Source organism: Rhizobium sp. SRI_017, assembly GCF_057586295.1.
The window spans coordinates 16,454-29,478 of record NZ_JBYCZP010000008.1; the positions used below are offsets into that span (position 1 = coordinate 16,454).

Annotated in this window: 10 protein-coding genes; 7 read left to right on the forward strand and 3 right to left on the reverse strand. The window is 60.5% G+C overall.

Going from position 1 to position 13,025, the window contains the following annotated elements:
• Positions 1-3: 3 nt before the first annotated feature.
• Complete coding sequence (locus AC2YI2_RS18020) at positions 4-738, reverse strand: SOS response-associated peptidase (protein WP_487387879.1); 735 nt, start codon at positions 736-738, stop codon at positions 4-6.
• 233 nt (positions 739-971) lie between these two features.
• Between AC2YI2_RS18020 and AC2YI2_RS18025 the strand changes: the two genes are divergently transcribed.
• The 7 genes from AC2YI2_RS18025 (at position 972) to AC2YI2_RS18055 (ending at position 10,928) form a co-directional block, all read left to right on the forward strand.
• Positions 972-1,721 (forward strand): ImuA family protein, encoded by a 750-nt coding sequence (locus tag AC2YI2_RS18025; protein ID WP_487387880.1) that lies wholly within the window; start codon positions 972-974, stop codon positions 1,719-1,721.
• A complete protein-coding gene (locus AC2YI2_RS18030) occupies positions 1,642-3,153 on the forward strand; it encodes a Y-family DNA polymerase (protein WP_487387881.1) in 1,512 nt (503 codons plus the stop codon). Before AC2YI2_RS18025 ends, AC2YI2_RS18030 begins: the two co-directional genes overlap by 80 nt.
• Entirely contained in the window at positions 3,153-6,419 is a 3,267-nt protein-coding gene (locus AC2YI2_RS18035) for an error-prone DNA polymerase (RefSeq protein ID WP_487387882.1), read from the forward strand. Before AC2YI2_RS18030 ends, AC2YI2_RS18035 begins: the two co-directional genes overlap by 1 nt.
• 476 nt (positions 6,420-6,895) lie before the next feature.
• Positions 6,896-7,723 (forward strand): transporter substrate-binding domain-containing protein, encoded by an 828-nt coding sequence (locus AC2YI2_RS18040; RefSeq protein ID WP_487387883.1) that lies wholly within the window; start codon positions 6,896-6,898, stop codon positions 7,721-7,723.
• Between the two features lie 58 nt (positions 7,724-7,781).
• A complete protein-coding gene (locus AC2YI2_RS18045) occupies positions 7,782-9,062 on the forward strand; it encodes an NAD(P)/FAD-dependent oxidoreductase (protein WP_487387884.1) in 1,281 nt (426 codons plus the stop codon).
• Between the two features lie 17 nt (positions 9,063-9,079).
• Positions 9,080-10,051 carry an amino acid ABC transporter permease gene (locus AC2YI2_RS18050; protein WP_487387885.1) on the forward strand — a complete coding sequence of 324 codons (972 nt, stop codon included), beginning with the start codon at positions 9,080-9,082 and terminating at the stop codon, positions 10,049-10,051.
• Complete coding sequence (locus AC2YI2_RS18055) at positions 10,041-10,928, forward strand: DMT family transporter (RefSeq protein WP_487387886.1); 888 nt, start codon at positions 10,041-10,043, stop codon at positions 10,926-10,928. Before AC2YI2_RS18050 ends, AC2YI2_RS18055 begins: the two co-directional genes overlap by 11 nt.
• A gap of 3 nt (positions 10,929-10,931) precedes the next feature.
• Here the strand turns inward: AC2YI2_RS18055 and AC2YI2_RS18060 are convergent, their stop codons facing one another.
• Together AC2YI2_RS18060 and AC2YI2_RS18065 are read right to left on the reverse strand one after the other, a co-directional pair.
• Positions 10,932-11,744 carry a PfkB family carbohydrate kinase gene (locus tag AC2YI2_RS18060; protein WP_487387887.1) on the reverse strand — a complete coding sequence of 271 codons (813 nt, stop codon included), beginning with the start codon at positions 11,742-11,744 and terminating at the stop codon, positions 10,932-10,934.
• A 72-nt stretch (positions 11,745-11,816) separates the two neighbouring features.
• Positions 11,817-12,830: an SIS domain-containing protein gene (locus AC2YI2_RS18065; protein WP_487387888.1), complete on the reverse strand. Its 1,014-nt coding sequence runs from the start codon at positions 12,828-12,830 to the stop codon at positions 11,817-11,819.
• Between the last annotated feature and the right edge of the window lie 195 nt (positions 12,831-13,025).

Here is a 13,025-nt window from a genome sequence, read left to right on the forward strand (position 1 = left end):
CGATCACGCCACTGCTAAGTCGTCGGCGATCGGGACGATCTTGAGCTTGTCATCGGGAAGCGGACGCTGCAGGCCCTTGGCTTCTTCCCACGGTGCCGTAAGCCAGGTTTCGACCTCGTCCTTCGTGGTCAGGATGACCGGCATCGCCTTGTCATGGATCAGCCCGACCACGCCATTCGCATCCGTGGTCAGAAAGGCATAGAGGTCCGTTGTGATCATTCCTTCCTTGATCTTGCGCACGCTCGTCCAGGCCGGAACCCAGGCGCCGGCAAAGAACATCAGCGGATCGTCGCCGGTGCCTTCGAACCAGGCATTCGGCACTCTGATACCGTCGACCTTGCTGGCGTGATCGGGTTCGGCAAATCGCGTGACGGGCACGACGCAACGGTTTTCGACTCCGAGCCAACGGGTCCAGTGTTTACTGTCGGTCTTGCGGATATTGGTGGTGCCGCCATCGGGCTCGTTTCCCAGTAACTCGTCGAAGTCGACCTCCTTGCCCTTGGCACGCAGTTTGTCCGCCCGCTTTTTGGCATTGATGAACAAGGCTTGCTTTGACAATGGCATCCCCCACCGAACCATCGCGAGCTGCCCGCCGCCATCGATATTGCGGACAATCGGTCCCATGCGGTCGGGCCAGACATCGAAGGACGGCTCCATGTTGCCGATAATGTCATGCGTGATCGAGACGACCTGGCGGATCGCCCGCTGGTTCGTGGTGACGTTATAGAGATTGCACATACTTCATCCTCGGGAGGCTGGATCTGGCGACATACTCACATGGGGATTTTTTCTCATCCATGATTCTTTGCAGTTGATGGCCATCGATTTGAATCCGTTCGCTGAATCCTGACGGCAACATCATTGCCGACAACACGTCAGATTCTTGGCAGTTGACTCTCGAATGTTGTCAGAACAAAAGATGAACATAGACCATTTCCTTGACCATGACCAGAGCTTGACCCAAACGCCTGATGCCTCATGCCAACCCAGTGATTTCAGAACTGCGAGACCGCATTCAGCGCCTCGAAGGCGGCAGGTCGCGCAAAGCAAAGGTGCTGGCATTCGGTATCGCTGAGATCGACGAACGGTTGCCGGGCGGTGGCCTGGCTTTTGGCGCCCTGCATGAGGTAGCCGGCGGCGGTGCGGATGCCGTCCATGGGGCTGCTGCAGCTCTCTTCGTTGCAGGCATCGTTGCCCGGACCAAGGGCGACATCCTCTGGTGCCTCAAGCGGCCTGACCTGTTTGCCCCGGCATTGGCACAAGCTGGTCTCCACCATGATCGGGTCATCTATGTCGAAGCCGATCGGGAAGAGGACGTGCTTGTCAATTTCGAGGAAGGGCTTCGTTTTGGTGGTCTCGGAGCGGTGGTGGCTGAACTGGTGCGGCTGCCGATGACAGCATCGCGACGGCTGCAACTGGCAGCCGAGGCCTCGGGCACGATCGGCATTGCGCTCAGACGATGGCGGCGGCCGATCGAGGCTGCGGATTTCGGCCAACCCACGGCGGCGACGACGCGATGGCGGATCAGCGTCTTGCCGTCGGAGCCGCTGCCAGTTCCAGGCATCGGGCGGGCCAGGTGGTTGGCGGAACTGATCAGGACGAGGGCGGGAGAAGCTGCGGAATTCGAAATAGGTGCCTGCGATGCCACGGGTCGTATCAATCTTTCTCCCAACGCTGGCCACCGACAGGATCAGGCGGGCCGATCCCGGCATAGCGCCTGAGACGCCGATCGTGGTCGTTGCTCGCAGCGGCTCGAAACGCACGATCGCCGCAATCGACGTGACCGCGGCGAAGGCAGGTTTGCGTGTCGGCATGCCGGCGGCGAAGGCGCAGGCAATGATCTCTGGACTGCATATGATCGATGCCGATCCCGAGGGTGATGCGGCCGCCATTGAGCGCCTGGCACTGTGGATGCTGCGGCAATACACGCCCATCGTCGCCATGGATCTTCCCGACGGATTGATCATGGACACCGAAGGCGCCGATCATCTGCGCGGTGGCGAGCCGATGATGCTGACCGAGATCATCAACACGTTCCAAGGCCGAGGTCTGCAAGCGCGCGGCGCGATCGCCGATAGCTGGGGTGCGGCCCATGCGCTTGCCCGTGCGATCCGGCGCGACACTGTCATCGTGCCGATCGGCGAGACAGCAAAGGCAGTCGCCAAAGTCTCTATCGCCAGACTGCGCTTGCCAGCCGATATCGTCAGTGGGCTCGCAGTGTTGGGGTTTCGAACAGTGGGCGAACTGGCTGCGACGCCCCGAGCGCCGCTCGCGCTCAGGTTCGGCCCTGAGGTCGGCCGCCGGCTCGACCAGATTTTCGGCCGCGTCTTGGAACCCATCCAACCGATCCGGACCGCCGAACTGATCGAAGTCGGTCGATCCTTTCCTGAGCCGATAGGCGCGCCCGAGACCATCGCCCGGTATATCGGCAAGCTCGTCGTTCAACTCTGCGCATCGCTCGAGACCAAAGGCCTGGGTCTGCGCCGAGCCGACCTGATCGTCCATCGGGTCGACAACACGCTGCAAGCGTTGCGCGCCGGCACCGCCAAGCCGGTCCGCGATGTCGCCCGGCTGACCAAGCTGCTATGTGCCGGCATCGAGACCATCGATCCCGGCTTTGGAATCGAGAAGCTGACACTGGCTGCGACCTTCGTCGAGCCGTTCGAGGAGAAGCAGACGATATCCTCGCTGGTCGAGGAGACCGTCGTCGATGTCACGCCACTGCTCGATATTCTCGGCAATCGCGGTCAGCGCCTCTATCGCCTCGCACCCGTGCAAAGCGATGTGCCCGAGCGCAATGTCCAGCGGATATCGCCGGTGGCCCAGAAGACCGGAGTATCCTGGCCGACCAAATGGCCGCGCCCCAGCCGGATGCTCGAACGCCCAGAGCAGATCGATGTCATCGCGCTGACCCCTGACCATCCACCGGCATCGATCACCTGGCGCGGCAAGCGCCGCCGCATCAAACGCGGCGATGGCCCTGAGCGGGTCTATGGCGAATGGTGGGTGCGGGATGCCGAGATGGAGGCGGTGCGCGACTATTATTCCGTCGAGGATGAGGCGGGCAATCGCTTTTGGATCTATCGCTCCGGTGACGGTGTCGACCCCGAGACCGGATCGGCCAAGTGGTTCCTGCATGGGATCTACGGCTGATGCGGTACGCCGAGCTCCAGGTCACCAGCCACTTCTCGTTTCTGCGCGGGGCTTCCGGCAACGACGAGCTCTTCGCCACCGCCAGGGCGCTCGGCATCGAAGCGCTTGGCATTGTCGATCGCAACAGTCTTGCCGGCATCGTGCGTGCCTGGGAGGCAGCCAAGGAAACCGGTGTGCGGCTCGTCGTCGGCTGCCGGCTCGATCTGGCGGATGGCATGTCGATCCTCGTCTATCCCACCGATCGCCCCGCCTATACCCGGCTCTGTCGCCTGCTCACGATCGGCAAGGAGCGCGGCGGGAAGGGGAAGTGTATTCTGCACCTCGGTGATGTCGCGCTCTACGCCGAGGGATTGTTGGCGATCCTGGTGCCCGACGAGGCCGATGAGGATTGCGCCCTCCAGCTCCGCAAGCTCAAGGACATCTTTGCCGACCGAAGCTACATGGCGCTGACGCTCCGCCGCCGGCCGAACGATCAACTGCGCCTGCATGAACTCAACAATCTCGCCACCCGCCACAAGGTCAGGGCGGTCGTCACCAATGACGTGCTGTTCCACGAGCCTGGCCGGCGACAATTGCAGGACGTCGTCACCTGCATCCGGCATGGCACCACCATCGACCAGGCGGGCTTCCTCCGCGAGCGCCATGCCGACCGCTATCTCAAGCCGCCTGAGGAGATGCACCGGTTGTTTGGCCGATATCCGGATGCGCTCGCTGCCACCCGTGAGATCGTCGATCGCTGTCGTTTCGATATGAGCGAACTGACCTATCAATATCCTCAGGAAGCGATCGTCCCAGGCATGACAGCGCAGCAGTCGCTGGAGAAGTTCACTTTTGAAGGCATCGCCGATCGCTATCCCGAGGGCGTGCCCAACGATGTGGTCAAGACAATCCATCACGAGCTCGATCTGATCCGCAAGCTCGACTACGCGCCGTATTTCCTGACCGTGTTCAGCATCGTTCGCTTCGCCAGGTCACAGGGCATTCTCTGCCAGGGTAGGGGAAGTGCTGCCAACTCTGCCGTCTGCTATGTCCTCGGCATCACCGCCATCGACCCCTCGGTCAATGACCTTCTATTCGAGCGCTTCATCTCGGAAGAGCGCAACGAGCCGCCCGACATCGACGTCGATTTCGAGCACGAGCGGCGTGAGGAAGTGATCCAGTGGATCTACGAAACCTATGGCCGTCAGAAGTCGGCACTCTGCGCGACCGTCACCCGCTACCGCGCCAAGGGCGCGCTTCGTGATGTCGGCAAGGCGCTCGGTTTACCCGAGGACATGATCACGGCTTTGTCTGCCGGCGTCTGGGGTTGGAGCAAGGAGGGTGTTGGAGCCAAGCAGGTCAATGAGCTCAACCTCAACATGACCGATCGGCGGCTGCGGCTGACGCTGGAACTGGCACAGCAGCTGATGGGCGCCCCACGCCATCTCGGTCAGCACCCTGGCGGCTTTGTCCTCACCCACGATCGTCTCGACGAACTCGTGCCGATCGAGCAGGCGCGGATGGCCGACCGCCAGACCATCGAATGGGACAAGGACGATATCGAAGCGCTCAAGTTCATGAAGGTCGACGTGCTGGCACTTGGCATGCTGACTTGCATGGCCAAGGGCTTTGCCATGCTCGAACAACACAAGGGTATCACGCTCGATCTCGCCAGGATAGAGCAGGAGGATCCCGCCACCTATGCCATGATCCGCAAGGCCGACACACTCGGCACCTTCCAGATCGAAAGCCGTGCGCAGATGTCGATGCTGCCGAGGCTCAAGCCGCAGACCTACTATGATCTGGTCATCCAGGTCGCAATCGTCCGGCCCGGCCCGATCCAGGGCGATATGGTCCATCCCTATCTCCGGCGCCGAGAGGGCAAGGAAGCCGTCGTCTATCCGAAGCCTGAGCTGGAGGCGGTGCTCGGCAAGACGCTCGGCGTGCCGCTCTTCCAGGAGAGTGCCATGAAGGTGGCGATCGTCTGCGCCGGCTTCACCGCCGGTGAGGCCGATCAGTTGCGGCGCTCCATGGCGACCTTCAAGTTCACCGGTGGCGTCAGTAAGTTCAAGGATAAGCTCGTCCGGGGCATGGTCGCCAACGGCTATACCGAAGAGTTCGCCGAGAAGACGTTCTCGCAGCTCGAGGGATTTGGCAGCTACGGTTTTCCGGAAAGCCATGCAGCCAGCTTTGCGCTGATCGCTTATGCGTCAGCCTTCCTGAAGTGCCACTACCCGGATGTCTTCTGTGCGGCTCTACTCAATTCCCAGCCAATGGGATTCTACGCTCCTGCCCAGATCGTGTCGGATGCCAGGGCGCATGGTATCGAGGTCAGGCCGATCTGCATCAACCGATCGCGTTGGGACTGTACGCTCGAGCCAAGCGACGACGGCAACAGCCATGCGGTTCGACTTGGCATGCGGATGGTGAAGGGGTTGGCCATCAATGACGCGGCAAAGATCGTCGTTGCCCGCGGCGATCAGCCGTTCGTTTCCATCGATGATATGTGGCGCCGCTCTGGCGTGCCGTCGGCGTCCCTGGTTGAACTGGCTGAAGCGGACGCCTTCCGGCCCTCGCTTTCACTGCAGCGTCGTGACGTGTTATGGGCGATCAAGGCATTGCGCGACGAGCCGCTGCCGTTGTTCGCAGCCGCCGCGGACAGGGAGCAGGCTGTCATCGCCGAGCAGCGCGAGCCAGACGTGTCACTGCGTCAGATGACCGAGGGCAGCAATGTCGTCGAGGACTATGGCCATACCGGTCTCACCCTGCGCGCCCATCCCATAAGCTTCCTGCGGGACGATCTCACCAAGCGCCAGATTGTCACCTGTGCGGAAGCGGCGTCGGCACGTGATGGGCACTGGCTGATGGCGGCGGGCCTGGTCCTCGTGCGGCAGAAGCCGGGCAGCGCCAAGGGCGTGATGTTCATGACGATTGAGGACGAGACCGGCGTTGCCAATGTCGTCGTCTGGCCGAGCCTGTTTGACAAGCAGCGCCGCGTCGTCCTGGGCTCCGGCATGATGGCGATCAATGGCAAGATCCAGCGGGAAGGCGGCGTCGTGCATCTGGTGGCACAGCGGCTGTTTGATCTGTCGGCCGATCTCTCAAGCCTTGGTGAGCGGGAAGGCGGGTTTGCAATACCGCATGGTCGTGGGGACGAATTTGCGCATGGGTCGGCGGGGAGCCCGGATTCGAGGGATCGGGCGCCGATGGGTTTGAAGCCGCGGGATATCTATACTCCGGATCTGCATATCGACACTCTGAAGGTGAAGGCACGGAATTTTCAGTAAGATGCAGGCCGCAATTGGGCTGGGATCGCCGGCGATCCATATATCAACTTTAAGGGATCAGATATTCATGCTTACGATGTTCGAACGGCATGTCTTGCGTTTTCGATCCCCGCGCCTTTGGGCGCACAACGGCCATGAAAACTCGGCTGATCTTGCCCCGAATCCGACATTCTTCTGTCGAAGAGCTTCGGCTGCTTTGCGCCTTCATATCAGACATGAGTTGCGTCTTGGGGCGACACAAAAGCGGACAGACCCCTCGATACCACCGCCGCCCACGGCACGAGAGGGGATGGAGTTGGCAGAGATTTCCAGAGCAATTGAGGCCTCTACCCAATCGACGACCGGCACTTTAGCGCCTATCGCAAGTCTTAGACGGATCAGACTGGCTATTGACAGCGCTACCACATTCCTTTCATTTGTGTTGTCAGACATCTTACATATTTAGATGCTTGCGTAAACGAAAAAGGAGGAATTCGATGAGGAGACTTTTGACATGGCTTGCACTTGGCGCGGCCACGATGACGCTGTCGACGCAGGCTCATGCCGGGGCAACGCTCGATCGCGTTATGGAGAAGAAGGCAATGGTCGTTGCCACGAACAGCGGTTGGCCACCGCAGAGCTATCTCGACGACAACAATGAAATGGTCGGCTTCGATATTGATGTTTCGCGCGAGATCGCCAAGCGCCTTGGCGTCGAGGTGAGCTTCGAAACGCCGGATTGGGCGACGCTGACCGGTGGCCGCTGGCAGGGCCGCTACGACCTCGGCGTTGGCTCGGTAACCCCCACCAAACCGCGTGCGCAGGTGATCGATTTCGTGGGCGTCTACTACTACAGCCCCTATGTCTATGTCGTGCACAATGACAACACGGCCAAGACCGTCACCGACCTCAACGGCAAGGTGATTGGCGTCGAGACCGCGACGACCTCAGAGGATTTCATCAATCGCCGCCTGGAGATAGATGCACCGGGCATTCCACCGATCGAGTACAAACTCGAGCCCGGTGAAGTGCGCACATTCGCCGATTCGATGCTGCCGTTCGACGACCTTCGCCTCGGTGATGGCGTTCGTCTCTCCGCCGTTATCGCGCCAGAGCAGACAGCCAAGAACGCGATCAAGAACGGCTATCCTGTCCGCATTATCGAAGGCGAATATGCCTTCCGCGAGCCGCTCGTCGTGATCGCTGAGAAAGTCGATCCGGACTGGACCGTAAAGGTCGGCGGAATCGTCGCCGAGATGAAGAAGGACGGCACGCTCGCCACCTTAACCACCAAGTGGTACGGCAAGGACTATAGCGCCGATTGATTTGCGGCGTCGCACGGGCGGCTTTGCCGCCCGTGCTTTTCATTTCGAAGAGCATGCCATGTCCTATCCCGATACTTATTACAAACTGACCATGACTGAGGATCGGTCACGGTCTTCCCTAGCTTGGCCTGAAGATTGCGATACGGTTGTGATCGGCGCTGGGCTCGCTGGTCTGACAACTGCGCTGCAACTCGCCCGCGCCGGCCAGAGAGTGGTCGTGCTGGAAGCCGAGGTCGTGGGCTTTGGCGGCTCTGGCCGCAATGGTGGTTTTGTAGCCCCCGGCTTTGCCACGGGCAGCGATGATATCGCGCGCATGGCTGGCAAGGATGCCGCCAAAATGCTCTTTCATCTCTCCTCGGAGGGCGTCGAATTTATCCGCGACACAATCCGCGATCTCAAAATCGAAAGCGCCGCACCGCAGCCTGGCATCATCAGTGTGCTGCGCTATGACGACGGCGCTTCGCTCAAGGCCTATCGCGAACAGCTTCTCAAAGACTACGACTACGAGCTCGATTATCTCGACACCGAGCAGTTGCGGGCGGTGCTCAAGTCGCAGCGATATTTCCAGGCACTGCGCAATCCCAAAGCCTTTCACATGCATCCGCTGAACTATCTTCGCGCTATTGCGGCCGAGATCGAGCGGCTCGGCGGCAAAATCTATGAAGATTCAGCAGCAACCTCGACCAGCCTTTCGGACGCGGAGAAACGCGTCCGCACCGCCAATGGCGAGGTTCGCGCCCGGCATGTAGTCTTCACAACGGGCGGCTACACCGGTAACCTGGAGCCGCGTTTGCAACGCGCTTTCCTGCCGATCGCGACATATGTGATGGTCAGCGAGGAGGCGCCCGATCTCATCGCCACCGCGATCGCGACTAGCGATGCGATCGGTGATAACCGCCGCGCTGGCGATTACTACCGTCTGGTAGACAATGGAAAACGCATCCTGTGGGGCGGCCGGATCACCACGCGCGCAGCGTCCACGGCAGGCGTTGTCACAGAACTCCGCCTCGAGATGACCGGCACCTATCCGCAACTCGCGGGGCTCAAGACGGAACTCGCCTGGTCAGGCTTGATGTCCTATGCCCGCCACCTCATGCCACAGATCGGCGAGGTCGAGCCCGGCGTCTGGCACTGCACGGCCTTCGGCGGCCACGGGCTCAACACGACGGCGATCGGCGGCAAGCTCGTGGCGGAGGCGATCCTCGGCCAAAGCGAGCGCTACAAACTCTTCCGACCGTTCGGGCTGGTCTGGGCCGGCGGTGTCGCAGGTCTCGCCGTGGCGCAGCTCACCTATTGGAAGCTTCAAGCACAGGACTGGTGGCGCGAACGCACTGCCTGAACCAAGGGACACAGCGCATGCTGGCTCGACTCATCCTCACCTATCCTGATACCATGAGGCGCCTGGGAGTGGGGCTAATTATCCTGGCGATTACGCTTGGGCTCTTCCAGCTTGGTATAAGTTCGAGCTGGCTCGGCTACTTGATGCCACCGAGCGCGCCATGGATAACCGAAAATCCTATTTTCAGCCGCCTCGCTTCCTCGCTGTTGATCGCTCTGATTCTGGCGGCCAACTGGACGCTGCTGCGGCTGCTGCCGCGCCGCGGGCAGATCATCGGCGTCTGGATCGAGCTCTTCGTCCTGCTGATGCTGTTCTTCTATTCGTTCAATCTGTCCTTCACCTTCATTGCGAAGAAGATCGGCTTCCTCATCACTCAAGGCGTCACGACAACGCTGTTCATTTCGGCAATCTCGATTGCGGTTGCGACCGTCATCGCTCTGGCCGGCGCCATTGCCAAGCTTTCGCGTAATGGCGTGATCTATGGGCTTGCGACGTTCTACACGTCGCTCTTTCGCGGCCTGCCGCTGCTCATGCAGATCTATATCATCTATCTCGGTCTGCCGCAGGTGGGCTATGTCATAGGCGCAATACCGGCGGGCATTCTCGCGCTTTCGCTCTGCTATGGCGCCTATATGACTGAGATTTTTCGCGCCGGCATCGAGAGCATCGACAGAGGCCAGTCGGAAGCAGCAACCGCGCTCGGCCTCAAGCCCGGCCAGACCATGGCCTTGGTGGTCCTGCCTCAAGCCATGAGGATCATCATCCCGCCGACCGGCAACCAGTTCATCGCCATGTTGAAGGACTCCTCGCTTGTGTCGGTCGTTGGCGTATGGGAGATCATGTATCTCGCTCGCACCCAAGGACAGACAGAGTTCCGCCATATCGAAATGCTTATCACCGCTTCCATGATCTATTGGCTGCTTTCTATCGGGCTGGAATACACTCAGTCTCGCATCGAAGAGCGGTTCGGGCGTTTCAATGTCCGCTGAGACCTCGCCGGAACTCGCGGCTACTCCGGCATCGGGACGCTCCAACACGCGAGCCGCTGGTATCGCGGTTCTTGCCTTTGCAGTATTTTCCGGTGCCGATGCGCTCATCAAGCTGCTCGCGATCGATCTGCCGGCTCCGCAGATCACGCTTATCACCACCATCGTCGGGCTGGCGCTTCTGTTTGCCTATGCCGCCGCGAGGGGACGATTGCGCAACCTCATGCCGCGCTATCCCAGCCTTGCCGTGACGCGCGCGCTGTTGCTCGGCGCCGACGCGATCCTCATTCACTATGCCTTCAAGATGCTGCCGCTCTCGGAAGCCTATACCATCGCTTTCCTCACGCCAATCCTGGTGGCGGTGCTAAGCTTCCTTCTGCTGCGCGAGAGGTTATCGCGGCTCGCTTGGTTCGGCGTCGTGCTCGGTTTTGTCGGCGTCACGGTTGCCGTGCGACCCGGTACGGTCGAACTCAATCTCGGCCATGCCGCTGCCTTCGCCTCCACGGTCTTATTCGCATTGTCGCTCCTGTTGCTGCGACGCGCCAAGGCTGCAGAAAGCGATGAAGCACTGATCGCGACCTTGCTGGTGGTCATGACACCCTTGACGCTCGTGACAGCGTTTAGCAGCACCGGCCTCTCGGCCATGGATTTCAACCATACGGTCATTGCGGTGATCGCCGGCGTTTTGGGTCTTGCAGGCCATGCGCTTCTGGTGCGGGCCTTCCGCGTTGGCGAGGCCTCTGTCGTAGCACCGTTTCAATATAGCCAGATCATATGGGGCTGCCTGTATGGTGCGTTGCTTTTCGCGGCACCGGTCGATCCGTACACGATTGCGGGTGCGGTGATCATCATCCTGTCCGGCTGGCTGGTGCTAAAATAGGCCTTAGAGGGCCGTGGCCTTCTGCGGAAAACCGCCGATATGGCTACAGGCGAGCGCCGCCCGGTCACGCCCCGCCTCGACCGCTTCTTGAAGCGATCCTCCGCCGATGTGTAAGGAGAGAAGCCCTGCGATGAAGCTGTCGCCAGCACCGGTAGTGTCTACTATATCGACCGGCCTGATGCCTGTTTCGGCCCGATTTTCCAGCGTCGCCGCGACCGACCCCTTCGCGCCCCGCGTCACCACGGCAACCCCAACGCCGGCGGACAGAAAGCGGTCGATCATCGCTTCGACTGCTGCATCGTCCTCTCCCGCCGAGCCGAAGGCGATCGCCAGTCCTTCGATTCCGAGATTGGCGGGTTCGGCGTTGACCGAGATATCCTGCGATACGCTGACACCGGCTGCAACGAGCGTGCGTCTCAGCGCACCGCTATCATCGAGCCAACCTATATGAACATGGTCCATGGTCTTCAGCACCGCAACATCTTCTTCGGACGGCCGATAGCCAGCGCAGACGCCGAAGTCCTCGAAGTGGAAGACGCGCTCGCCGGATGGCAGAACTTCGATATCGGTATGGGCCGTCTTGCCCGAGCGCTCCGACATATGCGCGACGTCAACGCCGTTTTCGACCAAGGCTGTTCTCGTACGCGCTCCATCGGCATCCCCCCCGACGGCTCCGAAGTAGAATGCATTATGCCCAAGTCTAGCCAGCTGTACCGCGACATTCACCGCATTGCCCCCGACAACCGCCTCGCTGATCGGCGGCCGGAACTTGTCGATGCAATTGTCGCCAACCGCTGCAATGCGAAGTCTTTTCATATAGTTCATCCCATCGATGACAATGCCGCGTCGGCCTCTAGAAGCATCCGCGGCGTGCCGTCAAACTGCGCATCAATAGCTGACCCGCTTATAGTAGCGGCGCGTTGTCAGGGGATGGTTGCGCATGACTTCGAGATGGGCGCTGATGCGCTCCAGCACCGTGGCGAGCAGAATGGGCGATACCAGGCCTCGGACTTCCGGTGAAACCCCGGGCAGTGCGAAGTCCGCCGTATCGAGCACGGTCAGCTGGTCGGTATAATCGGGCGCGAAATTCTCCACTCGGTCGGCAAGCGGGCGAAGCGCATCCTCACCCTTGAACAGGATGACCGACACGCCCTTTTCGACCAATTCCAGCGTGCCGTGGAAGAAATCGGACGCATGGACCGGCCGCGTACGGATCCACTGCATCTCCTCAAGAATGCACATGCCGTAATAGAAGGCTTGCGGCCACACATTCCCGGCACCAGTGACGATGTGATAGTCGGCCCCGGCCAGCACCCTGGCGCAGGCCTCGGCCTTCGGTTCATAAACCCGCTTCACTTCAAGCAACAAGGCTGGCAGCCTGTCGAGATCGCCTGCGACCTGATCGTAATTCGCCATCTCCCCCCGATGGCGCAGGATCGAGAGCGCGATGAACAGCGATTGCAGATAGAAGGACTCGCAGGACGTGTCATCCTCGGCGAAATTCACAAAGACATGATCGCCACCCTCGCCGAGCGGCGTTTCCTCATGGCCGACCAGCGTGACCACTGTCGCGCTTGCCTCTCTCGCCTTGGCGAGAAGCGCCACGCTTTCCTTTGTCGTGCCCGAGAGCGACGGAATGACGACGATCGATTTGCCATTCAAGTTTGCCGATCCGGTCAGCACGAGTTCGGCCGGCATGTCGATGAAGACGGGAAAACGTGATCGGCGCTGCAACAATTGCGCAGCCGGCTGCATCAGGATTGCCGCGCCGCCTGTTCCAAGGAAATGGATGTTTTCAGCACCGGCAGCCAGGCAATCGGCGATCACCCGGTCAAGTCGCTCGCGCAGAGCCACCGCGCCGGACTGGATGCGGATGAACCTCTGTTCGTCAAAATTCAGCATGCAAGACTCCTAGGGAGTAGAGCCAGTAAATGAGCTGGCGATGTTGTAAGACAACTGACATCTAGATCTGAAAGTGTCAATAACGCCACCATGAATTTGCACTGGCTTTGGCAATGCCTTGGTCGATGCAGCGCTGACGAGACGCCAGAAATCCGTTGACCGCGTCGCCAATGTCAGACAAGCACATCAGGACCG

Coding starts and splice junctions, on each gene's coding strand:
- AC2YI2_RS18020 (WP_487387879.1), bottom strand. CDS start 738: ATGTGCAATCTCTATAACGTCACCACGAACCAGCGGGCGATCCGCCAG.
- AC2YI2_RS18025 (WP_487387880.1), top strand. CDS start 972: ATGCCTCATGCCAACCCAGTGATTTCAGAACTGCGAGACCGCATTCAG.
- AC2YI2_RS18030 (WP_487387881.1), top strand. CDS start 1,642: ATGCCACGGGTCGTATCAATCTTTCTCCCAACGCTGGCCACCGACAGG.
- AC2YI2_RS18035 (WP_487387882.1), top strand. CDS start 3,153: ATGCGGTACGCCGAGCTCCAGGTCACCAGCCACTTCTCGTTTCTGCGC.
- AC2YI2_RS18040 (WP_487387883.1), top strand. CDS start 6,896: ATGAGGAGACTTTTGACATGGCTTGCACTTGGCGCGGCCACGATGACG.
- AC2YI2_RS18045 (WP_487387884.1), top strand. CDS start 7,782: ATGTCCTATCCCGATACTTATTACAAACTGACCATGACTGAGGATCGG.
- AC2YI2_RS18050 (WP_487387885.1), top strand. CDS start 9,080: ATGCTGGCTCGACTCATCCTCACCTATCCTGATACCATGAGGCGCCTG.
- AC2YI2_RS18055 (WP_487387886.1), top strand. CDS start 10,041: ATGTCCGCTGAGACCTCGCCGGAACTCGCGGCTACTCCGGCATCGGGA.
- AC2YI2_RS18060 (WP_487387887.1), bottom strand. CDS start 11,744: ATGAAAAGACTTCGCATTGCAGCGGTTGGCGACAATTGCATCGACAAG.
- AC2YI2_RS18065 (WP_487387888.1), bottom strand. CDS start 12,830: ATGCTGAATTTTGACGAACAGAGGTTCATCCGCATCCAGTCCGGCGCG.